Genomic DNA, 25,344 nt, shown 5'->3' with positions numbered 1-25,344 from the left:
TTATACCAATTGCATTAAATTAGTGATCTATTATAGCGATAAGAAAATAGCTCAATAACAAGGCTAAAATTATGATACATAGTTGTTCTATATAAATAATTTTTAACGTAGTTAGTGAGTTATTTAATACGCTAGAATGATCATTTTTTTAATAAAATTGGTATTAATTTAATGTACAAAAAAGGCAGCTTAGGCTGCCTTTTGCGTTTTACTAAGTTTATTCAAATAGCTCATCTAGCACATAATAAAATAACTTAGCCTGTTGCTCTAAACTCACACTCAGCATTTTTTGCGCAACTTGCTCGCCAGTTATTGGTTTGTAACGCTTTAAAAACGGCAGTCGTGTAATAACAGGAAAAATAATACTGCCTATCTTTTCTGCCACTCTAAATTGCTCACGATCACCTAATAATAAAGACGGTTGTAAAATACTTATTTTACCAAAAGGGAGTGCTTTAATATGTTGCTCAAGCTCACCCTTCATTTTCAAATAAGCACTATTACTGTGCGTGTTCGCCCCGCTTGATGACACTAAGCAGTAATGCGTAACACCATTACATGCCGCTAACTGCGCCGCTATAAACTGATAATCAAAATCTACTTTACGCTGAGCTTGTGTAGAGCCCGCCCGTTTACGGGTTGTGCCCAAACACGAAAACAATACGTCACCTTTAAAAAGCTCAACGTATTGAGTTAATTTTTCAAAATCAATAACGTGATTAACTAGCTTTGCGTGTGTAATAGGCAAAGCCCGACGACTTAACGTAACCACTTTGGTATAACGATCGCTCTTAAGTAGCTTATGTAGCAACTCATTACCGACCAAACCTGTAGCACCTATTAATATCGCCGTTTTAGTCATAAATTTATTTATTTTCGCCCACTTTATTAAGTACGTGCTGCACTGCTTTTTTGTAGCTTTGCGTTTCTTCACTCGCGCACGTTACTACAGATTCTAAATCATGAAGATGGCCGTTTTCTAAACCATAAACCCAACCATGAACGCTTAGCTCTTGGCCGCGCTCCCACGCATCTTGCACAATGTTAGTACGGCATACATTACGCACTTGCTCAATTACATTTAGCTCAATAAGGCGGCTTAAACGTTCGCTTTCTGGCATTGCATCAAGTTGTTCAAGATGCTTTTCTTTTACATCCCCTACATGGCGTAGCCAATTATCAATAAAGCCAAATTTTGCATTGTTTAAAACGGCTTGTACGCCACCACAGCCATAGTGACCTACTACCATGATATGTTTTACTTTTAAAACCTCTACAGCGTACTGCATAACCGACAAACAGTTATGGTCAGTGTGTACAACTACGTTTGCAACGTTACGATGCACAAATAATTCGCCTGGTAATAAATCAACTATTTGATTAGCAGGTACACGAGAGTCTGAACAACCAATCCATAAATACTCTGGATTTTGTTGCATAGATAAAATTTTAAAAAACTCAGGATCAGCTTCGCTTGTACGTGCAGCCCAACGTTTATTGTTATCGAATAAATTTTTTAACTTTCTCATTGCATCTCTTATTAAGTCGAGGACGGAAATTTAATGGATATTAGCAAGAATCAAAATATTACGAGGCGTTAACTGCTTTTCACAAAACGTTTTAACGCTTACTTGATAGCCTTGCTGTTGCAAATATAAAGCACGATCGAGCACAAGCCAAACTTCAATTGCTCTTCTGAACACATGTCGAACCAGTTCAACTCGGTCAGTTATTTTTTTTCGAGCAACACCAATATCTAAATATTTATTATAATCAGTATCTTGAGGTAGGTTTATTGCCTTTTTATCTGCAGCCCATGCACAAAATGATTTAAACGAATCTGAGAATATAGCTTTGTTAACCGAAGGGACGCTTACATAATATTGCTCGCCAGTAATCGATTTTCTAAGTGCGTCAAAACCAAGTCGCCATTCTAGTTCTGTTTTACGTACTTTTTCCAGACGAGAAGGCGCTGTAACGGTTTCTTGTAATGCGAGCTTTAAATCGCGATGCGTTAAGTTAAGCTCGCTTTTATTTGCAACCTCACTCATTACACGGTACTCATTAGCCGTAAATAAATGATAGCAACAAGGTGAAAAGCTAATTTGCTGTACTTTCGCTAAACTTGCTTGGCGCATAAATGCTTGGTGCAAACCACCACATGCGTGTAGCGCTACGGCATGCATATCAGCATTAAAAAATTGAGTGATATCCTCTTTTAATACATCTGCTTGGCTAAAGTGCATTGCCAAGCCTTGTTGCTGTGCACTTTTTTGTCCTTGCTCGCATAAGCTTTGTTGCAGTTCAATACTATGCACATCACTTGCGCCATTAAAAGCAAGCATTCGCCCTAAGTGTCCTTTACCCGCACACCACTCTAAAACTGGTTGCTTAGTATTAGGTAGTGCAGATACAAAATCTTGTAACTGATCAAACTTACGACCTTTAATGCCGTTACTTATCCAAAACGGATAATCAGATCGAGAGTGTGCAGAGCTAGGTAACTCACATAACTTAGCAAGTTCATCAAGTTGGTTTATGTGTTGGCTAAAAAATTGGTATAGCTGATTTTGATCGTTATCAAGAACGGTTACCTGATCATCAGTTAGTTCGTTAAGTATGCCTTGCAGCTCTGGCCAAGGAATAGTGTCAAAATCAAATGCGGTGCACTGCCAATACTGACGATGGCGCATTAAAAGTGAATCAAGTGCAAAAAATTGCTCGGCTAAAGTCATAACAGCTTAAAAAATAAAAAGACAATTAATTATATCAGCTCAGTGAGCTCTCATTAAGCAGTTATTTTTGGCTAAAAATCAGCCGTAAATACAAAGGTATTGAAATAATACTCACCAGAATCGCTGCTATGAGCATCCATGATAATTGCATCTTTTCAGGCTCTTGGTATTTATAAATAAAGTGAGATTTCACTTCGTCAAATTCGTTTTGCTGTATGCCATATAAGTCAGCAATTAAACGCCACTTTGCTATCGACATATGCCCTAAACTGGTAGTGGGTGGGGTTATATAACTTTTTAGTACTTCAGCCTCAAAGGCGAGCTGATGAAAGCTCTTACTCGGTGCATAGTTTTGCTGGGTGACTGCAATGGCTTCATCCATATTCATCATTGCATAGCGCCAACCTTTTAGGCTCGCTTGGTAGAATTTTTCGACCGTTTGTGGATTTTGCTTAAGCATGTTTTCGCTGGTAAATAAAATGTCGCTATATACATCCATACCATAACGCTGTGGGCAAACAAGCCGATGAGCTACGCCTTGTTGAGTCATATAATAAGGCTCTGTAGTAACATAAACTTGCATAGCATCTAGCTTGTTTTCAATCCAAGCCTGGTTAAAATTTTCGCCATTGTAAACTTTGAGTTTATCTACATCAACGCCACTGCGTTTAAGCATAATAAGTAGCTCGGTGCCATCATTTTTGCTCACCGCAGTGATACGTTTATTAACAAAGTCACGTGGATGAAAAATATCAGACGTGTCTTTAACCATCCAACAGTAAGGTGAAAATTGTAATAAGGCAGCCATAGCAACAAGAGGTTGGCCATTAATACGTTGCTGTAAAATACCAGAATGCCCTACACCAAATTGTGCTTCACCACTGGCCACAGGACCAAAGGTATCAGGTTTCATTGGATTAGCTTGTTTAATAGTTACATCAAGGCCCGCTTCATTATAAAAGCCTTTTTGCTTAGCCATATAGTAGCCAGCAAACTGAAACTGATGTGTCCATTTTAGCTGTAATGTGACTGATTCTTGCGCCGCGATATGGCTGCAAAAAAAGCACAATCCAATGATTAATCCTTTAAATAGCAAATAGGTGTCCTCAAAAAGTATGACGATTACCTGTAACTATATGTAAAACGTGTAATAAAGCAAGCACCCTAGTTAGGTGCCTGCCTTTAAAGATAGGTTATACTGAGGCGAGTTTTTCGGCTTTTTCTGCTTGCGGTTTTGATGTTAAAAATTGGGTAAAACACGGGTTTTGTGTTTCATCTTGTACACTGTAACCTAAGCGATTCAAATGCTCGTTAAACATCCCATACTGACTCGGCTCAATAGCAAAACCTGCCAGTACATTCCCCATCGAACCACCGTGATTACGATAATGAAATAAGGTAATGTTCCAATTGCTGCCTAAAGTATCTAAAAAGCGTGCAAGCGCACCCGGATACTCAGGAAATTCAAAACGCAATAAACGTTCATGTAATTGCTCTGGTGCTTTTCCGCCAACCATATAACGCACATGTAATTTAGCGAGTTCGTTATCCGACAGATCGCAAAATTGATAATCGTTATTTGTTAAGTCTTGCTTTAACTCATTAAGCTCTTGCTCGCCTTGGCGCAGGGCAATACCCACAAATATTTGTGCTTCACCAGGTCCTGCATAACGGTAGTTAAATTCAGTAATAGCACGGCCACCTAAAGAAGCACAAAACTGTTTAAAACTGCCTTTTTCTTCTTTAATAGTAACCGCTAATAGCGCTTCGTTTTTTTCACCCAGCGCAGTGCGCTCTGCTACATAACGCAGGCGATCAAAGTTTAAATTAGCACCCGAAAGCACAGCCGCTAAGTGCAACCCTTTTAACCCCGACTGCTGACTCCACTTTTTAAGCCCAGCCGTTGCAAGTGCACCTGATGGCTCTGCTATTGCACGCGTAGATACAAAAATATCCTGCATGGCTGCACATATTTCATCGCTGGTAACGGTTACAACTTCATCGCAAAACTTTTGTGCTAAACGAAATGTTTCAGTGCCAATAATTTTAACCGCTACGCCATCGGCAAAACTACCAACGCGATCAAGCTCTACTGGCTTACCTGCTTCAAGTGCTGCTTGTAAACACGCACTTTCGTCGGCTTCTACGCCAATTACTTTTATATCTGGACGCAGCGATTTAATATAAACCGCCATACCAGCAAGTAAACCACCGCCGCCAACAGGAATAAACACAGCATCAAGTTCATTTAATTGCTGCATTAACTCGCGTGCTACAGTGCCTTGACCAACAATGACATCCGGATCATCAAATGGTGGGACAAATATACCATTGCGTTGCTCTGTAAGCTCAAGCGCATATGCTTTTGCTGCATCAAAATGATGGCCATGTAATACAACTTCACCGCCAAGTGCACGCACTGCGCTGACTTTTATTTCAGGCGTTGTTACTGGCATTACAATAGTCGCTTGATGCCCTAAGTGAGATGCACTTAATGCAACCCCTTGAGCATGATTACCCGCAGAAGCAGTGATAACCACTGAGCCTTTAGGTAATTTATTTAATTTGTTATACGCACCGCGTAACTTAAATGAATACACGGGCTGTTGGTCTTCACGCTTTAACCAAACATGGTTACCTAGCTTTTTACTGAGTTCAGCCATTTCGCTGACCTCAGTAACTTTAGCCAAAGGCTCCATGTTTGCTTGAATAATAGCGCGAAAATAATCGAGCTCTTGAGAGACCATAATTAACTAAGCGCCTCCAATTTAGCTAAGTCGCGCACTGCGCCTTTATCGGCACTTGTTGCAAGTAATGCATATGCTTTTAAAGCAGACGATACATAACGCTCACGATCAACTGGTTTGTAAGCCATTTTTCCGCGTGCTAATTGCTTTTGTTTACGTGCCTCAAGTTCTTCATCGCTTAGCGCTAATGTGATTTCACGTGTTGCGATATCAATAATGATTTTGTCGCCATTTTCAACATAAGCGATTGCACCACCACTCGCCGCCTCTGGCGATACATGGCCAATTGATAAACCCGAAGTACCACCCGAAAAGCGACCATCAGTAATAAGTGCGCATTTTTCAGCTAAGCCTTTCGATTTTAAGTAGCTTGTTGGGTATAGCATTTCTTGCATACCCGGGCCGCCTCTAGGCCCTTCATAACGAATAACAACAACATCGCCGGCTTTTACTTCGTTATTTAAAATCCCTTCTACTGAATCATCTTGTGATTCGTATACAATGGCGGTGCCTTCAAAATGTAGCATTTCATCAACTACGCCAGCACTTTTTACAACACAACCATCAACCGCTAGATTACCCGAAAGCACAGCTAAACCACCGTCTTGGCGAAAAGCATGTTCAACGCTTCGAATACACCCATTCACGCGGTCATTATCGCCTTCATCCCAACGACACTCTTGGCTCATTGCTTTGGTAGTTCGAATGCCCGCAGGACCCGCACGGTAAAATTTGCGCGCTACTTCGTTAGTTGGGTCAGTTGCATCCCATTTTTTAACAAGCTCAGCCATTGTTGACCCAGCTACATGATTAACCGACATATCAACTAAGCCCGCTTTACCAAGCTCGCGTACAACAGCCATCATGCCACCAGCACGGTGGACATCTTCAATATGGTACTCTGGTGTTGCTGGTGCAACTTTACATAAAAACGGTGTTTTACGAGAAAGCGCATCAATATGCGACATATCAAAATCAACGCCAGCTTCTTGCGCTGCAGCAAGCAAATGTAATACGGTATTTGACGAGCCGCCCATTGCAATATCAACAACCATTGCATTCATAAAGGCTGTTTTATTGGCAATTGCGCGTGGCAATACATCTTGATTATCTTTTTGATAATACTCACGACATAAATCAACAATACGAGCCCCTGCTTCAACATACAGTTGTTTACGGTCTTTATGAGTGGCAAGCGTGGTACCGTTACCCGGAAGTGCTAAGCCTATTGCCTCTAACAAACAGTTCATTGAGTTTGCAGTAAACATGCCTGAACACGAACCACATGTAGGACACGCAGAGCGCTCTACTTGCTCTGAATCTGCATCACTTACCGATTCATCTGCGCCTTTAACCATGGCATCAACTAAATCAAGTTTAATGTCGATGTTAGCAAGTTTAGTTTTACCCGCCTCCATTGGACCGCCCGATACAAATATTACCGGGATATTTAAACGTAGCGCTGCAAGCATCATCCCTGGAGTGATTTTGTCGCAGTTTGAAATACAGATCATCGCATCGGCGCAATGACCATTTACCATGTATTCAACCGAGTCAGCAATTAAATCGCGTGAAGGCAGCGAATAAAGCATACCGCCGTGTCCCATCGCAATACCATCATCAATCGCAATGGTATTAAATTCTTTTGGAACGCCACCGGCTTGGGTTATTGTCTCACCCATAAGCTCACTAAGCTGATTAAGGTGTACATGCCCTGGTACAAATTGTGTAAACGAGTTAACTACGGCAATAATCGGTTTACCAAAATCAGAGTCTGTCATACCTGTTGCGCGCCATAATGCTCTTGCGCCTGCACGTTTACGTCCTTCAGTTGTTGTTGCACTTCTTAATTTAGCCATAGTTACCTCAGTTTTTGCCGCAATATAAGCGGGCATTCCTCATTCTAAAATTGGTGAATAACCGAGTGACTCAGTTACTCGTAAATTATTTTTTAATTCGTAATTACACAGCTTGTTGGTGCTGTAAATTTTGTAAAGTGACTTCTTTTACATCCACCAGCTTGTTTAGCTGGCTGGTTAATAGGTGAATAGGTTTATCACTATCTACCGTCATGGCTACGTTGTATAAGCCATCATCCATATTGAGCTGAAAATGCGTTAGGTTAAAACCACGATGACGCACCACTCGTAAAAAGCGTTCTACCGCTATACTTTGGCTTTTTAATGCAATAGTTAGGCTGTGTTTCATTTTGCTTTCTCCGTCATCATTTCGTCGTTAGCAGCCCCAGGTGGTACAAGTGGCCAAACATTTTCTTTATCATCAATACAAGCATGTACTATGTACGGGCCTTTGCTGTTAACTAATGCTGTAATAGCATCATCAACTTGGTTAGCGTGGGTAATTGTTTGCCCTGGAATACCAAATACAGCAGCTAGTTGCACAAAGTCTGGGTTATCCGAAAGGTTAGTTTCAGAGTAACGTCCTTCAAAAAACAGTTCCTGCCATTGGCGAACCATACCCAAGCGCTGGTTATCTAAAATTAATATTTTTACAGGTAAATTATTACGGCGAATCGTGGCCAATTCTTGAATATTCATCATTATTGAGCCATCGCCCGATACAGTGATAACAAAGTCATCAGGGCGTGCTACTTGTGCGCCAATAGCAGCCGGTAAACCAAAGCCCATTGTGCCGGCGCCACCACTACTTAAATGATTACTCGGGTGAGTAAACTTCATGTGTTGTGCTACCCACATTTGGTGCTGACCTACATCGCAACACACAACGCCAGTTTTTGGCATGCGTTGGCTCAGTTGGTTTAATAAGTACGGTGCGTAAACCTTCTCACCTGGGTAATCGTAACGCCACGCGTGCTTGATATTCATTTCTTTATTTGTGTCACACCACGCTTTAGGTGTTACAAAGCACTCAAGTGCAGGTAACGACGTTTTTAAATCAGCAATTAATGAAGCTTTAGCAGGTTTTCGCTTACCTACTTCAGCGGCATCAATATCTAAATGAATTACTTTAGCTTTAGCTGCAAATTTAGCTAAGTTACCCGTTACGCGGTCATCAAAGCGCGCACCTATACACACAAGTACATCACATTCTTGCACGGCAATATTAGCGGCTTGACCACCATGCATACCTAGCATACCTAAGTAATGCTCGTAGTCAGGTAACACACTGCCTAATGCTTTTAGTGTTGATACAGCCGGCATCTGAGTTTTATTTAAAAACTGCATTAACTCGTCTTGCGCATCAGCGGCTTGTACACCACCGCCTACGTACGCTACAGGCTGTTTAGCCTCACTCAACAATTGATTAGCAATAGCAACTTGCTTTAAATCTAACTCAGGTAAGTATTCATCAGCTGCAAGCCAAGGCTTAAAAGGTACTTGCGCCATTTGAATATCTTTTGGGATATCGACAAGTACAGGACCTGGTCGGCCGCTTTGCGCTAAATGAATAGCTTCTTGTAATATCTCTGCTAAGTCTTCCGCTCGTTCTACCATGTAGCTGTGCTTAGTACACGAAAGCGACATACCTAGTACATCTATTTCTTGAAACGCATCTGAACCAATAGCTGCAGTAGGCACTTGGCCGGTGATCGCCAATAATGGTACTGAGTCCATCATCGCATCAGCAAGGGCAGTTATTAAGTTAGTTGCACCTGGGCCCGATGTTGCAAAACACACACCTAATTTACGCGTGCTGCGAGCATAACCAACAGCTGCAAACCCTGCACCTTGCTCATGACGAGTAAGGTAGTGTTTGACTGGCGCGCCATACAGCGCATCGTAAATTGGCATAATAGCTCCGCCTGGGTAGCCAAATACTTCATTTACGCCGTGTTTGGCCAATAAGTCGATTGTTAGTTCTGCGCCTGTCATTAATAAACCCTCATTCCTCAGTGACAACCCAATTACATTTTTACGCTAAAAACTTTGCCCTTAAAACTAAAAAGCCCTCCGAACGGTTAAGTGCGGAGGGCTTTTTTAATGCTTAAGTTTTTAAAGCACTACGAAGCCCTCGCGGGAATAATCACCACGATAATAATCAGGACTAGGTTAAGTGCGTTTGTAAGCATGTAATTAATACCAAATTTTGTTCAATTATCGCGAAGGTTATTCCTTCGCTCTCTTTTTATATTAGTACCGCGCTAGGCCCTTTAAGTCAACACCAAAGTTAATCTAACAAAAAGACTAAAAGGCAATTTATCAGGTTTTAAAATTCATTATACAAGCTGGTAGTGGTTTTTTTATGCTCTAATTTTATTCTCAGAAATTCACTATTCTTATATCCCTTATTTAAGGTTTGATTAATTTTTAAGAATATTTTTATAAATAAAATTATTTATCACCTTCAGGTAATGCGTAGGTTCCCTTAAGCGAATCTTAAGTGTTGTTGCATAGCATGGCGTTGTTATTTTAAACGAGCCTAAACATGAACGTAATTAGTCAAACACCAGCACAAAAAAAGCCAAATCGTAGTAAACGGTTTTACATTCACTGTAGTGCAAATGCCTTTGTAGTGATGATTGCCTGTTATTACTGTTTAGTTATAAACATTCCTTTTATTCAAGGTTCGTTTAGCGCCATAACCTCTCTTGCATCTTTTTCATGGCTATTTTTACTTTCAGTGCCACTGCTTTTGTTATGCCTTTTAATTATTTTCTTTTCGATAGTGTCGGTTAGATGGTTATTAAAACCAGTTAACTATCTTTTACTGATAATTTCTAGCGCCGTGCTTTACGGCTCATTAAATTACGGTGTCGTGTTTGACTATTCAATGATTCAAAACACGTTCGAAACGGATTCAAGCGAAGCGCTGAGCTATTTAAACCCGCAGCTCATAGCCTTTTTACTGTTGTTTTGTGCGCTACCTGTTTTTATATTAAGCAAAGTAAAAATACACTTTACTCGCCCTCATCAAGAAGCGATTAGCCGCATAAAACTTATTATTGCCTGCTTAACGCTAATTGCTTTAGTGGTCGCTAACTTTTACGCCGATTACGCAGCCACTGGTCGCAACAACCGCATTTTGAAAAAAGAAATTATTCCGTTTCAATATCTCTCTAGCGGTTATAAATACATGCGCGATCAGCTGCTGTATACCAATATGGAATTTAAAAATATAGATGCAACACCCACTCTTATTGCGCCTAACACCACCAGCGTAACCGTTATGGTTGTTGGCGAAACCGCACGAGCAGAAAACTTTGCTTATCAAGGTTATAAGCATAACACCAATCCTTATACACAAAAGTATAATGTGACGTATTTTAATAATGTGGCGTCTTGTGGCACCGCTACTGCAGTGTCTGTGCCGTGTATGTTTTCACTGCAAACACAAGATAACTTTGATCGATTAGCAGCCGACAACCAACAAAACCTGATTGATTTAGCACAACAAGCTGGCAGCGACGTACTGTGGGTTGATAACAACAGCGGCTGTAAAAACGTATGCACCCGTGTTGTTAATATTGATATACCAACCACCCCATCAGCGCTTTGCGATGGAAAATATTGTTTTGATGAAGTGCTTATTGCTCCACTTAAGCGCAAACTCGCTAATTTAAGCCAAGCTAACACCATTATTGTCCTACACACGATGGGCTCACATGGACCAACCTACTTTAAACGCTACCCAGATAAGTTTAAGCAATTTACGCCCTCGTGCGATAGAAGCGACATTCAAAACTGCTCACTCGATGAATTAGTTAATACCTACGACAACACAATTGCGTACAGCGACTTTGTTAACGCTCAAGTAATTGAGCAATTAAAAGCACTGCCAAACAACATAGATAAACAGTTTTTATATGTCTCTGACCATGGTGAATCACTTGGCGAAGGCGGTGCTTATTTGCATGGTTTTCCGTATAGCTTTGCACCTAGCACACAAACGCATGTCCCCCTTTATATGTGGGCTGATGAGCATAACCAGCGCATTACCAATACCTGTTTAGCTAATTTAGACACCACTGCTGCGCGCTCACACAATAATATTTTTCACACCCTTTTAAATTTAATTGGCATTAAAAGCAAAACGTATCAGGCATCGCTCGATTTACTTGCTAGCTGCCAAACAACACCAAGCGAAATAAAACTATGAGTAATAAAAACGTTATAAAACGCCAAGGCTTAATGCGCCTTATTTTTACTTTAAGCCATTCTTTTAACGGCTTAAAATGGATGAGTCGATTTGAAGCGGCGTTTCAACAAGAGCTAGCACTGTTTTCATTATTGGGTGTGTTTGTATGGCTACAAGAAATTGCACTAAGGGATAAATTACTGCTTATAGCCAGCCTGCTTTTTGTATTGTTTGCTGAGCTGGTAAATACGGCAGTTGAGGTTGTAGTAGATAGAATTGGCAGTGAATACCATGAGCTTTCAGGGCTCGCTAAAGATATTGCCTCTGCCAGTGTGTTTATAGCTATGCTAATTGCCGCTCTTATTTGGTGGGCTGTGTTATGGGCATAAAGCTAACTTTTATACCTAAAATACAAAATGCACTTGGCCCTGTATGGATTTTTGTTGTATTTGCTGTTTTGGCACTTAGCTTGTTAACACTTGCTCGCTTTGGTTTAAGTGTATGGCAAGGGGAGCGTGTATTTGGATCGCATGCGTGGTTATCTATATTTATAGGTGGTTTAAGAGTTGATATAGCCACTCTAAGCTACATTATTATGCCCGCATTACTACTTACCTTACTGATGCAAAGCGTAGGTTGGCAAAATAAAGTACGCGGCCTAATTAAAATTTACTTAGTGGGGATGTCTGCTTTACTCGTTTTTTTTGAAGTGATTACGCCTACGTTTATAAACGAGTACGACTTGCGCCCTAACCGCTTATTTATAGAATATTTAATTTACCCTAAAGAAGTCTCAAAAATGATTTTTTCAGGCTATAAGTTAGAAGTATTTATTGCTGTTATAGCACTTGTTTTAAGCTGTAAATTTGCAAGTAAAGTATTTAGCAATCAATGGCAAAGTACGTCATCACTAACAGGCTTAAACCAATCAATTTTAGCGCTTGTTTTAGTATGCTTAACTATTTTGGGCGCGCGTAACTCATTAGGGCACAGACCACTTAACCCCGCCATGGTCTCGTTCTCTACTGATCACTTACTTAACGACTTAACCCTTAACTCACTTTATAGCGTCGCATTTGCAGTTAAGCAACTCTCTAACGAACAATCAAGCCAAGACTATTATGGCAAAATGCCTACCGATGAATTGCTTAGTATTGTGCGTAGTAACATGCAAAACACGCAAGGCACATTTAGTGATGTAACCGCCCCTACAAAAACGTTTCATGAAGCAAGTAATATAGGTAAACCAAAAAATCTAGTCATTATTTTACAAGAAAGTTTAGGTGCTCGTTATGTAGGCACGCTTGGCGGTTTACCGCTTACACCTAATATAGACGCCCTTTATAAACAAGGCTGGGGGTTTGATAATTTATACGCAACGGGTACGCGTTCAGTGCGTGGAATTGAGGCAATAATTACAGGGTTTACACCAACGCCTTCGCGTGCGGTTGTTAAGCTTGATAAATCACAGCGTGACTTTTTTACCATTGCTGATTTTTTAGCAAAGCAAAATTACAACACGCAGTTTATTTATGGTGGCGAAAGCCATTTTGATAACATGCGAAGCTTCTTTTTAGGCAATGGTTTTAAAAGTATCGTAGATACAAATAACTTTAAAAAAATAGATTTTAATGGCTCGTGGGGCGCATCAGACGAAGACTTGTACGACCAAGCCGACATAGAACTTACTAAGCTTAAAAATCAAAACAAACCCTTTTTTAGCCTTATATTCTCAAGCTCTAATCATAGTCCGTATGACTTTCCTGACGATAAAATAACGCTGTACGATAAACAAAAACAAACCCGTAATAATGCTGCCAAGTATGCCGATTACGCACTAGGCACGTTTATCGAAAAAGCTAAAAAATCGAGCTACTGGGATGATACCGTATTTATAGTTATTGCCGATCACGACTCGCGCGTATCGGGTTCGAATTTAGTACCGGTTGATCACTTTAAAATTCCGGCCGTTATTTTTGGTAAAGGTATTACCCATAAACGAGATAGCCAACTAGCCAGTCAGCTCGATATTCCTGTTACTCTACTGTCTTTAATTGGCGCAAGTGGTAAGCACCCTATGATAGGCCATGATTTATCAAAGCCAATTAGCGACAACAAACAACGCGCAATGATGCAATACGACAAAAATTTTGCCTACATGTACGATAATAAAGTGGTGGTGTTACAACCACAAAAACCAGCAACCACCTATACGTATAGCAATAACCAGCTTGTACCATGTGAAAACGATGAGCAACTAGTTAAAAAAGCCCTAGCCCACGCGAACTTAGGTAATCTAGCTTATACAAATGGTTGGTATCATTAACCAAGTGACTTGATAATAAAGCCTTGTTAAAGTAACAAGGCTATTTTTATAAACCGAGTAAACATGAAAATCCTCGTTATTGAAGACTCTGAAGCACTAAGACGCAGCTTGCAAGTTGGCCTTAGCAACCTTGGTTTTACCGTAGATGAAACTGGTGATGGCTCAGAAGGGTTGAGTATGGCACTGAGTGGAAACTACGACCTCCTCGTACTTGATTTAATGCTACCGAGCGTTGATGGCATGAGTATTTTACAAGCACTGCGCAGCAGTAATAGCCAAAGCCGTGTGCTAATTTTATCTGCACGAAGTGAGCCTCAAGATAAAATTAGCGGCCTTATGAAAGGCGCTGACGATTATTTAACTAAGCCATTTTCGTTTGAAGAACTCCATGCTCGTGTCCTTGCATTACTTCGTCGTGGTTCACTGCAAAACCAACAAAATACCCTTACCGTAGGTAATTGCGTATTAGATCTCTCGCTTAAAACTCTTCATTACGAGCAACATGCCATTGAGCTCACGCGTAATGAATACAAAATAATAGAATGCTTATTTAACGCCCCAGAGCGAGTATTAGGACTCGAGCTTATAAGTGAAGCGGTGGTAGGTCAGTTTGATATGCTCTCTAAAAATGCGCTTGAAGCACACATCTCAACCATACGTAAAAAAGTAAGGCAGTTTGATGGCGAGCTCCCGATAAAAAACAAACGTGGATTTGGTTATGTCGCAACAACAAAATAAAAGTCACTCAATAAGACGTAAACTCGTTAATAATATTAGCGCCGTGATCTCGGTTATTTTATTCACCATATTTTTAACCGTTGATTTAAGTGTTGATACTTGGGTGGAAGATCAGTTCAATCAGTCTTTAACTAATAAAGCTAACTACTTAAAAACCTTAGTTGAAGATGACAACAACGTGGTTGAATTTGATTTTGCTGGCGAGTTTATGTCAGAGTATGAAGCTGCCGATGCCACGGAGTTTTACCAATTATGGCATGGCCGTGATGTGTTTGAACGCTCGGACTCATTAGCGCTTTATGAAAATGCTAACCTACCTTTTTTAGAAATGCCGATAAACGAATCTAAAATTATAGATTACGAGCTTCCTAATGGGCGTGATGGCCGCGCACTTATAAGTCACTTTGTAGCCCAAAAAGACGATAGAAACCCCACTCACTCTGCTGTTTTTAATACCATGACTCTTGCAATTGCAGCGCCCACCTCCGAACTTAATAAAGTACTGATTATTATTGATGTGGTCTTTATTTTAACCTGTGTACTTGGTGTGTTTGGTGTGCGCTATTTAGTGACACGTATTGTAAATAAAGGTCTGCACCCGCTACACAACTTAAACGACCAAATTAAGTTACTCGATATTACCGGTGTTGCGCAAACAATAGAAAGCGACTTTAAAGTAGAAGAAATAGAACCTATACGTAACGAGCTAAATAAGTTTATTACCGTTAATCAGCAACTCTATAGTAATGAAAAACGCCTAACAAGCGACATTGCACACGAGCTTAAAACCCCAATAGCTGAACTAATAAGCCTTTCAGAAGTGGCTATTCGCTACCCTGACGATAAACGTATTAGCGACACCTATACCAGTGATGTGCTTAATATTTCACAGCGTATGAAAACGATTGTTAGCAACCTATTACTGTTGCAGCGCTCAAGTAGCAGTGCAATGCAATTAAATGCACAAAATATCATTCTAAATAACTTAGTAAATCAAATTATTGATGAGCTGACCTTTAAGCACCCAAGTATTAAAGCGCGTTTAAATAACGAAATAAGTGACGAGATTACACTTAATGCTGACGAATTTAGTTTAAATACCATTTTATGTAACTTAATCGATAACGCACTATTTTATGGACTCCCTGAGGCACCAATTAAATTAACTGCCGTAAATAACAGCACAAACATGACCATCTCTGTTAGTAACAAAGTAAATAAACCACTAAGTAGTGAACAGCTCACTGCTATTTTTGACCCGCTCTATCAGCTAGATTCATCTAGAACTAATAACCAGCGCCATGGTTTAGGATTATCAATTGTACAGAGCTTATGTAACTTAAATGGCTTTACTATCACGGCCAGTAATACCGAAAGCAATACGTTAACGTTTATATTAACGTTACCTCTGAAGTAAATTTAGGTTAGTATTTACACTACTAACCTTCGAGATTTTAAGGACAAACCATGAATGCTCTTACCCGTATTAGCCACTTTTTTATTGTGGCATTACTTATAACATTTAGCCTTAACAGCTATGCAGCTCCCGCCTTATATAAAATAGAAAAAAATGGCGTCAGCTCTTACTTATTTGGCACTGTACACGTTGGTGATGCCAGCATGAAAGGCTTACCTAAAAATGTAACCAATGCAATTAGCGCAAGCAAAGAAGTCATTGTTGAAGTTGATATAAGCAAACTTACACCACTTGAAATGCAACAGCGCTCAATGCCATTTATGATGCTTAGTGACGGTAAAACATTACAAACTGAGCTTTCAAAGCAAAATTATACCAAGCTAAAAAATTACTTTGCTAAAAAGTCGATTGATATTGCTATGTTTAATGGCTTAAAGCCTTGGGCTGTTATGGTGACTATGATGCAAATTGAATTTCAAAATGCAGGATATTCAGATAAAACCGGCATAGACAAGCAAGTACTTGCTTACGCTAAAGAACATAAAATAAAAATTGGTGAGCTTGAAACTCTAGAGCAACAACTGCAAATGTTTGATGGCATGGCGCTATTAAGCAATGAAATGATTGAAGAAACCTTTGAGCAACTCAGCGATATTAATACTTACTTTATCAAATTAGTTAATGCCTGGAAAAACGGGGATATGGATACACTAACCGATTACTACAACATGAGTTTTGATGACAGTAATTATGGTGAAATTAGCGAGCAAGTAATGCTAACTAACCGCAATAATAATTGGGTTAAACAACTCACACCGCGTTTAGCAAACGAGCAACTATTTATTGCCGTAGGCGCTCTGCATTTACCTGAAAAACACGGGTTACTTAAACAGCTACGAGATAAAGGCTTTAGCGTTACTCGTCTTTAAAATAAAAATGGGTTGAGTGAATTTTCGCTCAACCTTTCTCTGAGCTTTTAATTAAAGTCTTCCATTTTTAAGTAATTCTCTATTCCTTTAATTTTGTCTGCCGCATGATGATTTACATAAATCACAGTACTTGTATTAGCAGCACAAATTTTCTCTATTAGTAGCAGTACACGTTGCCTGTTTGCTTCATCTAATCCTAAGCAAGGTTCATCTAAAATAAGTAACGTTGGATGCTTTACCATAGCTCGTACAATTAAAAGCATACGTTGATCGCCGTACGATAGCTGGGTGAATGAGGTATTTTTTTTATCACTTAAACCAATAAATGCCAGCCACTGTTGAGCAATATTAATTTGTGCGTCGCTCGGTTTTTGATATAAACCTATGCTGTCGTAAAAACCTGAAATAACAGTATTTAAAGCCGATATACTTACGCGGTAATCCATATGTAGCGCGTTAGATATAAAACCAATATGCTGTTTTATATCCCAAATACTCTCCCCGGTTCCGCGTTTAAAACCGAACACTTCAATGTCATTGTTATAACACTGTGGGTTATCACCTGTTATTAAATTTAATAGGCATGTTTTACCTGAACCGTTCGCTCCAGTAAGCTGCCAATGCTGATGCTTTTTTATAGTCCAATTGAGATTTTTGGATATGCTTACATCACTGTAACTAACTTTAGCATTACTCAATTTAACTAAGGTATTACCGGTGAATGCCTTTTGCTCTTGCTCGGCGTCAGGAGATGGCACATCCAATGAAGTATGCTCTAAATGAAGTAGTTTTAGTAAGTCACTTAATTGCTCACTACTTGGCTTTGCTAAAGTATGTAACAAGCAGCCTTGGTTTACATAACCATAGTGAGTAATGAATGAAGGGATTTCGTCTAGGCGGTTTAGTACAAAAACAAAAGTAATCGTGTGGCTAAGCTCTATGAGTATTTTATTAAGCTGCTGGCAAGATTGTACGTCGAGTCCATCAAATGGCTCGTCAAGCACGACTAACTCACTATGGGAGCTGAGTGCTTTAATAAGTAGGAGTTTACGAGTTTCACCCGTTGAAAGATCTCTAAAATGCCTATTTAGTAATGAGCTAAATTTAAATAATTTTATTAGCTGCGCTAATAACTCACCATTATTACTATGCTCTGCAAATATAAGGTCTTTAACGAGGGTGTGCTTTTCATGCTCTAATTCTTGGGCCAGTAACTGTTTATGCGAATCTGAAGACACGAGCATAAGCTTATTAATACTACTTATACGCTTACCACTTTCGCACTTAGCTTCACCAACTAACGCAGCTGTCAGTGCAGATTTACCGGCTCCATTAGTACCTAGAAGCAGCCAATGTTCTCCTAGATTCACTTGCCAATCTAGGTTGCATATGTCGTAACGACTTTTGCCTTGCCCTTGTAAGTAACCATTAAATTGCTCAAGCGTAATTAACTGCACTAACTTTTCCTAATAAACCTTAAAACAGCAAGTTAACGCATATTAAAAGAGCTTAGCAAGCTTGTTATCTGCAAAATTAATTTATTTCACTAGGGCGTATTGATCTTTGTGGATTGAAATTTGTTCAATCTAGGGGCGATTAAATCGCGGCGCGAGGTTTGTAACCTAGTGAGCTCGATAACTGCTCCTGCGTTATTCTAATGGCTTACATCCATGTAAGAATAAGTCAAAACCGAGTAAAGCTTCCGCGTCCTGCTCACGCCCCTTACCTACATCCATGTAGGCAACAAAGAGTTAATCGTCCCTAGAAAGAACCCAATGGGCAGCGCATGTTTGGTATTTATGCTGCGTTATCGCCTATTTATGGGGAATAACCACACTACATAGGCTCTGCCTTGCCTAAAAACCAAGCATACTGCTGCAAATTCAACTACCAAAGATCAACACGCCCTAGCAACGCTAATACTATTTAATGCGTCTTTAATTGCTTGCTGGCTTATTGGCTTATGAATATGAAGGTTAGCACCGTTCTTATAAGCTCGCTCTATATCATTTTGTGAAGTATTTGCTGTTATAACAATAATTGGCATTATTTTATTAAGATCAGAGCGTATTTTTTTAATCGCCTCAAACCCATCCATTACTGGCATATTTAAGTCCATAAAAACAATATCGTATTGATTTCCACTCACCATATCGCACGCGACTTTGCCGTTTTCAGCGCAATCATAGCTTAAACCTAATAAGCTAAGTATGCGGGTCAGTAATATAGTATTTAATGGATTATCTTCAACGACTAAACACTTTAGTTTGTCATTTATTTTACGAGGGTTTGGGAGAGCTTTACTGGCAATTATTGGTAAGTGCAAAGATACCAGCGCTCCATTAGCTTCATTATTTTTGAAGGTAATTTCACCGTGCAACGCCTTTACAACATACTGAACCCGAGTGAGACCTGTTCTTAATCCTTGAAAATGGTTTGTTTGTTTAAATGAGTCAAATTCAAGATCAGTAATCTCTTTCGAAAAACCACAACCAGTATCACTTACAGTTACACAAAGTTCATCATTAAAAAGCTTTGCAGAGACAGTAATTTCACCTTCTGTCGTAAACTTAATAGCGTTACTGATTAATTCTGTAAGCGTATGCTGCAAACGTTGATGATCCAATTTACATACACAATTTAATGATTCATCTAAACAACTAACTAGTTTCAGGCCTTTTTGCTGACAAGCATGCTCGTAAGCCATTAGTACTTTATTACACGACTCTAGAAGGTTTTCATTTTTAAATTGCGGTACCCACTTACCTGTACTTAAAGCTTGCAAGTCCTGCAGTTCATCTAATATAGCTATTAACCTAAGTGCGCAGTAATTAGCTTGGGTTTTAACGCTTTGCTGCGTATCAGAAACCTTTAACTCCTCAATAGACGTAATAAGACCCTGTAAAGGAGTTCTAAATTCGTGACTGGCTCTGGCAATAAAATGCTCTTTATTTTGACTCACTTGTTGAGCGAACTCTTTTTGTTTTTGGTATTTAGACAATGCGTTACCTATTTCTTTTTCCATTGGCATAAATACAAATCTTAACTCTACAAGTAGTAAAAACATCGCCATAAGCCAAAATAATAATTCAAGGTTAGATACCCAGTTCAATTTTTGGACAGCTTGCTCTTCAAATAAATTCACTGCATGATCTAGTTGCTTTAATAGCTCTTCAACCTCAGTTACATAGAATATACGCTTATCTACTTGGCCTTGTTGATAAAGCAAATTTTCCGCTTGCTGGATATATGTTGCAACTTGGGAATCTAGTTTATGAGGAGCTAACGTATATAGCTTAATAAGCTTAGGTGTAAGGTACTGATACTCTCCATTAGCATTTTTTGAAAGTAAGTAATTATGAGTTTTTTTGAATGATACGACTGATGCTTTTAACGCTTTAGTATGCTCAGAAATATTTGTTGCCGATAATAATAACTCATTACTATGCCAAGCTATTTTTTGAGAAAGCATTCTCTGCTTACCAGCCATATTTATTATTTTTGCGTCATATTTTTGCACCGAAAAATAATACTGCATAAGTGATGCTGATGTGCTTATTAATAGTGCTATTGCTATTAATGCCCATCGGTAACGAGTACGGATATTCGCGACAACTTTAAACATACTAAGCCCTGTTTTTGTTTTAAGTGTAGCTCAATTTTTTAGAACTAATAAGCAGCTTAAATAATGATTATTAAATAAAAAAGCCCAACTAAAAAGTTGGGCTAATAAAATAAAACTATTTAACTATCTATTTTCTAAACGGTTATAGTCGAACATTCCATATTCTATCCCACGATATTTTTTAGCTGTATCGTGCAATATATCGCTGTATTGCCAAAACTGTGGATGAGTACGTCGTATACCAAACTTAGATTTCAATGCACCATAATCAGCTTCTATTTGCATCATAGGCAATTGCTCGGCAAAAGCATTTACTTGCTGCTCGTTATTTAAATACCAAATAGCTGCTGGATAATCTCCGATAAACCCAGGAACAATAGTCGCGGTATCTTCATCATAAGCACGTTGGCCATCTTCGTTTAATAAACTAGATATATTGTAGTGCGCATTATGATGAATAATAGTGTAGCCCTTATGGCTATTATCTTCTTGCTTTACAAGTATAAAAGAAAGCTGAGGTAATAAGTTAACCGCTTTTGCTGGCATTTCACTTATTACATTTAACGGCTTTGCCACTTCAGTGTAGTTGTATTTTTCACTTAAAACTGGCGCTAAGGCTTCTTTCATCAAGGTATATAGTTCATGCTGTGGATCATCAGTTTCATAGTTAATACCACTGGGCTGGCTAAATTCTCGGTTACTTTTAAAGAACTTAGATAAGTCAGGTGGTGAATTACGGTACCACTGCTTTTTGATTTGATTACGCTTGTGCTCAGGTAATAGAGCTAAAAAGTTTTGCTCTCCCTCTAAACGTAAAAAATCCATATATAAACGTGTAACCAATTGATGGCCTATATTTCCGTATACATCAAAGCCTGCCACAAGCAAATAATGAATACGTTCAAATAACGCATAATCAAGTATCCACGTGGTTTTAGGCTCTTGACCAATAAAACCTTTAACAACAGTTGCGCTATCAAAGTGGCGGAAAATAGTCAGTGCAGCATTTTTATTATGCCCATCACCTTTCCAAAGCAAGTCAGTTGTAAGATGCTCGCCACCTTTAAACATTTCGTTAGCAAGCTCAACTTTTGCCTGTAAATATTTTTTCTCACGAACTGAATATTTAACCCAGCTAGAAATGGGTAAGGCATTACTTTCCTCAGCGGCAGGAAGTTCTAATGCCTCTTCATGTTGCATTAGCATTTCCCCTACAGCAGGAGTCGCTACTTTATTAGGATCAGCAAAAGCCACCCAAAAATGATCGTTTATAACATTTAAAGCAATCTGACCACGACAAACAGGCCCTTTTATAAAGCCCATAATAATTAACTCTGCCTCATCAAGCATAAATTGATACTTAGAATTAATTGGAATAACTTCGAAAGTTTTAAAAGGGTTAGATGCTGCCTTAGCCTCATAACTAGGCATTTTCGTAACAGTATAATCTGGCGCAATAAACTGCTCATATAAACGCAGTAATTTAGTTTCATTAAGCTCAAGAGGTAAATGTGTCTTAGAAAGTATGGTTGTACGCTCTTGCATAAAACGATAATAAACACGGCTAACTTTAGGGTCATCGTATGGGCGGCGCGTGTTAATTAACTTTATTTCCTCACCAGGAGGCGTACTTGAGCGAACTAGTTTGAAAAAGCTTTGTGGGTTTTCTGAAGTAAAATAAATATGTGCTAAAAACCAATGTTCATAAATATAACGTGCTGATAACTGATACTTTAAGTTATCTTGATTTAAAAATGCTTCCCAGCCCTTTATTTTATTCTGATCATACTTACTTGGTGGCTCAATATGTGACATTTTACCGCCATTTTTAAGCCAGTTCTGTAAATGATTAAACTCTTCGCGCGAAACCCCAGGTAAACCATAAGGCATACCGCCATGAGGTTGCTCGTCAGCTAATCGGTCAAACTCCCCCATTGTTGCACAGGTTTGCGAACGCCCTAATGAAAAATCAAATTCATCATCTAGCACTTCATTAGTTGGTAATTCATAGCTTTGCTTTAACACTAAACTATTAAATAAAACACTTCCCGCTAAGTTTGCTTCTTCACTTTGTACGCGCTCATTTAGCACTGGCGTAAAGTTTTTTTCTCGCCATTGCTGTGTATTGGTTGCATCAAACAATAAACGGCTTGGGGTCGTTGCCAATAAACGAGTTCCATCGTAAACGAGCTCTTTACTCAAACCTCGATCAATACCTTCAGGGGATGAGAGCTTAAGCTGGCAAGGTGCGTCGTAACAACCATGGCAAACGACGCAGCGGGTATCGAGTACTGGTTTTACGTTTTGTAAAAAATCAGCTCCAGCAAGGGTAGAATGTGGAACGATACGCTCTTGCGCTTGTTCAGGGCCAAATAAATCATCGTAATGTGCATTACCTAAGTAAGCACAACCACTAAGGATAATTAATACAAATGTACTTATTATTATTTTTTTCATTCGTCCTCGTCACCTAAATCGAAGGTGGGCATCATATCCATTTGAGGAGAAACGAATGTTTTCTGACCTTCAGTATTCAAAACAATACTTAAAAGAGGCCCATGCGTTAATGTTATCTGCGCATCATGCTCTTGCTCTAATATACTTAAATACAGAGAATCAGTTATAAGCAACTCATAACCGCTAACGGTAATAGCTACACTGCTATCTTCACTTGGATTTTGGCAAATTTGAGCAAGTAACTCATCATCAAGTCCAATTGATATTTCAAAATCAGGCTGCTCTAAATCTCTATCACTTAATGATTCATCTAATAGAAATAAAGGAAGGGTTAAATTGCTATCTTGTTCAAATTCCATTGCGTTCTCTGCACTTTCTGACGATTTAATTGGCGAGTATTATAACAAACTAGCGAGTAAATTAACGCTAAAGCTAATGTAACTGTTTAAACGTCATCTATAACAGATTCGATCACCGAAAATACAGCACCTTGAGGGTCGCATATAACACTAAAACGACCAACATCGGGGATATCTGTTGCAGGAACACATACTTGTCCACCTAAGCTAGCGGCTTTATTTACTGCTGTATCGCAGCTCTCTACTGCAAAATAAATCATCCAATGAGCAGAAATATCTTCAGGCCAGTCGCTTGTCATCTCAAGCATACCGGCAATTGGCTGTCCACCGACTAAAAATAAAGTGTAATCCATACCGTCCATTGGCTTTATTTCACTTTCCCAGCCTAGTAAAGCACAGTAAAAACCTCTACTTACTTTACTATTTCTGGTTGCTAACTCATGCCAATAAGGCGTGTTTAATTCACCTAAGTGCTTACAACCTTTATGCTCATTTCCTTGCCATAGTGCGACAGTGGCACCTACAGGATCTTTTAGCATCAACATTCGTCCTGCATTCATAACATCATGAGGACCGGCAATAACTTCAGCACCTAGTTCTTTAGCTTTTAGCGCACAATCATCAACATTATCGACGGCAATGTAAGCCAACCAATGACTTGGGATCCCTTCACTAATTTGCTCTTTAGGCATTTCATACATAGCGGCTATATCACCACCTTGCTTTTGTAGCATAGTGTAATATATGTCCTCCCCAATAGGTTGATCGTCATACCCCCAATCAAATAATGATGTATAAAACGTCTTACCTTCTTTCCAATTGTGTGTACAAAGTTCTGACCAACAAAAAATGCCATGTGGATGATTATCAATTTCACTCATTATTAAACCCTTATTATTCTATTTTTATCTAAACGAGCTCTGTCACATTTTATAAACTACATAATTGAACAGATCATAAATTGAGATTAGAGCAATAACAAAGCGGAGTCGATAAAAGAAGGGCAAAAATTCGTTATTCAGTTGTTTCATATATGAGGTTTTTAACGCAGTTAGCGTCAGATTTAATCCCTCAAATTGATTAAATATTATTGCTGATCGATATAAATGATTTACTAAGAAGTCCTTCGCTCTAGAGGAATCCCTGAATCACTTTTTTGCAGACGTAAAAAAGCCCGAATCATTAGATTCAGACGCTCTACAATATAAAGTCGGTACGCTACGCAGTATATCAGCGTCGGGAGTCGCTATGCTCGCCCGCCCTGCGTGCTAGGTGTTGATGTGAGTGTATATTTATTGCGCGCATTTCACTTTTCTGCAGACGTAAAAAAGCCCGAATCGTTAGATTCGGGCTTTCTACAATTTGAAGCCTGGTGATGTCGTAGTGCCCACAGCGGTGGAGAGCCACATAGCAAATGCTACACTATCATCGGTCGAAGCTTTGGTTTCACTACTGAGTTCGGCATGAGCTTTTGGCTATTTACTAAATCCCAGATAGCAAAAAATCCGTCACATTGCTGTAACGGGTTTCTACAATTTGAAGCCTGGTAATGTCCTACTTTCACATAGCAAATGCTACACTATCATCGGCGCTGTTTCGTTTCACTACTGAGTTCGGCATGGGATCAGGTGGGTCCAAAACGCTATTGTCACCAAGCAAATTAGGTGCAAAGAATCAATGACAAGCACGTAGTGCTACCATTTTCTTTGCGCAAGGTGCCTCAACTTTAACGCTACGCGCTAAGAGTCACCTCTTGAATTTGGAAAATATCTGATAATATTTTTTAAGTCTTTCTTAAGTAATATCTACTTTAGTTATATTAACTTCTTCGCGTGTTTCACTATCACATAAAACGCGTTTGGCGTTGTATGGTTAAGCCTCACGGGTAATTAGTACAAGTTAGCTTAATGGCTCACACCACTTCCACATCTTGCCTATCAACGTTGTAGTCTTC

Annotated in this window: 19 protein-coding genes and 2 rRNA genes; 6 read left to right on the top strand and 15 right to left on the bottom strand. The window is 39.2% G+C overall.

Annotated elements, in window-relative coordinates:
• Positions 1 to 217: 217 nt before the first annotated feature.
• The 8 genes from I6F43_RS11735 to ilvG all read right to left on the bottom strand — a co-directional run bounded on the left by I6F43_RS11735 (position 218) and on the right by ilvG (position 9,336).
• Entirely contained in the window at positions 218 to 862 is a 645-nt protein-coding gene (locus I6F43_RS11735) for an NAD(P)H-binding protein (protein ID WP_165735253.1), read from the bottom strand.
• Between the two features lie 4 nt (positions 863 to 866).
• A complete protein-coding gene (gene can, locus I6F43_RS11730; RefSeq protein ID WP_007582103.1) occupies positions 867 to 1,529 on the bottom strand; it encodes a carbonate dehydratase in 663 nt (220 codons plus the stop codon).
• A gap of 30 nt (positions 1,530 to 1,559) precedes the next feature.
• Positions 1,560 to 2,735, bottom strand: coding sequence for a methyltransferase (locus I6F43_RS11725; RefSeq protein WP_165735252.1), 1,176 nt, complete (start codon positions 2,733 to 2,735; stop codon positions 1,560 to 1,562).
• Between the two features lie 61 nt (positions 2,736 to 2,796).
• A complete protein-coding gene (locus I6F43_RS11720; protein WP_024591429.1) occupies positions 2,797 to 3,831 on the bottom strand; it encodes an ABC transporter substrate-binding protein in 1,035 nt (344 codons plus the stop codon).
• A 97-nt stretch (positions 3,832 to 3,928) separates the two neighbouring features.
• A complete protein-coding gene (gene ilvA / locus I6F43_RS11715; RefSeq protein WP_165735251.1) occupies positions 3,929 to 5,482 on the bottom strand; it encodes a threonine ammonia-lyase, biosynthetic in 1,554 nt (517 codons plus the stop codon).
• A gap of 2 nt (positions 5,483 to 5,484) precedes the next feature.
• Positions 5,485 to 7,341 (bottom strand): dihydroxy-acid dehydratase, encoded by a 1,857-nt coding sequence (gene ilvD, locus I6F43_RS11710; RefSeq protein ID WP_010553830.1) that lies wholly within the window; start codon positions 7,339 to 7,341, stop codon positions 5,485 to 5,487.
• 103 nt (positions 7,342 to 7,444) lie between these two features.
• Entirely contained in the window at positions 7,445 to 7,690 is a 246-nt protein-coding gene (gene ilvM, locus I6F43_RS11705) for an acetolactate synthase 2 small subunit (protein ID WP_010553831.1), read from the bottom strand.
• Positions 7,687 to 9,336 carry an acetolactate synthase 2 catalytic subunit gene (gene ilvG, locus I6F43_RS11700; protein WP_007582116.1) on the bottom strand — a complete coding sequence of 550 codons (1,650 nt, stop codon included), beginning with the start codon at positions 9,334 to 9,336 and terminating at the stop codon, positions 7,687 to 7,689. The genes ilvM and ilvG overlap by 4 nt, the downstream gene beginning before the upstream one ends.
• 553 nt (positions 9,337 to 9,889) lie before the next feature.
• On the opposite strand from ilvG, the gene I6F43_RS11695 reads away from it, so the two are divergent.
• The 6 genes from I6F43_RS11695 to I6F43_RS11670 all read left to right on the top strand — a co-directional run bounded on the left by I6F43_RS11695 (position 9,890) and on the right by I6F43_RS11670 (position 16,949).
• Entirely contained in the window at positions 9,890 to 11,560 is a 1,671-nt protein-coding gene (locus tag I6F43_RS11695; protein WP_197102462.1) for a phosphoethanolamine transferase, read from the top strand.
• Positions 11,557 to 11,928 carry a diacylglycerol kinase gene (locus I6F43_RS11690; RefSeq protein WP_197102460.1) on the top strand — a complete coding sequence of 124 codons (372 nt, stop codon included), beginning with the start codon at positions 11,557 to 11,559 and terminating at the stop codon, positions 11,926 to 11,928. Before I6F43_RS11695 ends, I6F43_RS11690 begins: the two co-directional genes overlap by 4 nt.
• Positions 11,919 to 13,865, top strand: coding sequence for an LTA synthase family protein (locus I6F43_RS11685; RefSeq protein WP_197102458.1), 1,947 nt, complete (start codon positions 11,919 to 11,921; stop codon positions 13,863 to 13,865). The genes I6F43_RS11690 and I6F43_RS11685 overlap by 10 nt, the downstream gene beginning before the upstream one ends.
• Positions 13,866 to 13,928: 63 nt before the next feature.
• The gene (locus tag I6F43_RS11680) at positions 13,929 to 14,603 is read left to right on the top strand and encodes a response regulator transcription factor (RefSeq protein ID WP_197102457.1); all 675 of its coding nucleotides are present in this window, start codon (positions 13,929 to 13,931) and stop codon (positions 14,601 to 14,603) included.
• On the top strand, positions 14,584 to 16,020 hold the full coding sequence (locus tag I6F43_RS11675; protein ID WP_197102456.1) for a sensor histidine kinase: 1,437 nt from the start codon (positions 14,584 to 14,586) through the stop codon (positions 16,018 to 16,020). The genes I6F43_RS11680 and I6F43_RS11675 overlap by 20 nt, the downstream gene beginning before the upstream one ends.
• 50 nt (positions 16,021 to 16,070) lie before the next feature.
• On the top strand, positions 16,071 to 16,949 hold the full coding sequence (locus I6F43_RS11670; RefSeq protein WP_197102455.1) for a TraB/GumN family protein: 879 nt from the start codon (positions 16,071 to 16,073) through the stop codon (positions 16,947 to 16,949).
• Positions 16,950 to 16,996: 47 nt separating this feature from the next.
• Here the strand turns inward: I6F43_RS11670 and I6F43_RS11665 are convergent, their stop codons facing one another.
• The 7 genes from I6F43_RS11665 to I6F43_RS11635 all read right to left on the bottom strand — a co-directional run.
• Positions 16,997 to 18,406, bottom strand: a complete 1,410-nt coding sequence (locus I6F43_RS11665; protein WP_197102454.1) for an ATP-binding cassette domain-containing protein — start codon at positions 18,404 to 18,406, stop codon at positions 16,997 to 16,999.
• 440 nt (positions 18,407 to 18,846) lie between these two features.
• On the bottom strand, positions 18,847 to 20,574 hold the full coding sequence (locus tag I6F43_RS11660; RefSeq protein WP_197102448.1) for a response regulator: 1,728 nt from the start codon (positions 20,572 to 20,574) through the stop codon (positions 18,847 to 18,849).
• Between the two features lie 123 nt (positions 20,575 to 20,697).
• The gene (locus tag I6F43_RS11655) at positions 20,698 to 23,031 is read right to left on the bottom strand and encodes a fatty acid cis/trans isomerase (RefSeq protein ID WP_197102446.1); all 2,334 of its coding nucleotides are present in this window, start codon (positions 23,029 to 23,031) and stop codon (positions 20,698 to 20,700) included.
• The gene (locus I6F43_RS11650; protein ID WP_024591417.1) at positions 23,028 to 23,390 is read right to left on the bottom strand and encodes a hypothetical protein; all 363 of its coding nucleotides are present in this window, start codon (positions 23,388 to 23,390) and stop codon (positions 23,028 to 23,030) included. The genes I6F43_RS11655 and I6F43_RS11650 overlap by 4 nt, the downstream gene beginning before the upstream one ends.
• Before the next feature lie 86 nt (positions 23,391 to 23,476).
• On the bottom strand, positions 23,477 to 24,271 hold the full coding sequence (locus tag I6F43_RS11645; protein WP_197102444.1) for a VOC family protein: 795 nt from the start codon (positions 24,269 to 24,271) through the stop codon (positions 23,477 to 23,479).
• A gap of 660 nt (positions 24,272 to 24,931) precedes the next feature.
• Positions 24,932 to 25,046: ribosomal RNA gene (gene rrf, locus I6F43_RS11640) — 5S ribosomal RNA — on the bottom strand.
• A gap of 212 nt (positions 25,047 to 25,258) precedes the next feature.
• A 23S ribosomal RNA gene (locus I6F43_RS11635) occupies positions 25,259 to 25,344 on the bottom strand; the annotation flags it as partial.

The organism is Pseudoalteromonas sp. NZS71_1 (genome assembly GCF_015864305.1).
GTDB classification, from domain to species: Bacteria; Pseudomonadota; Gammaproteobacteria; order Enterobacterales; family Alteromonadaceae; genus Pseudoalteromonas; species Pseudoalteromonas arctica.
Note: the sequence above shows the minus strand (reverse complement) of the source record. Positions and strands in the feature narration are given on the sequence as shown.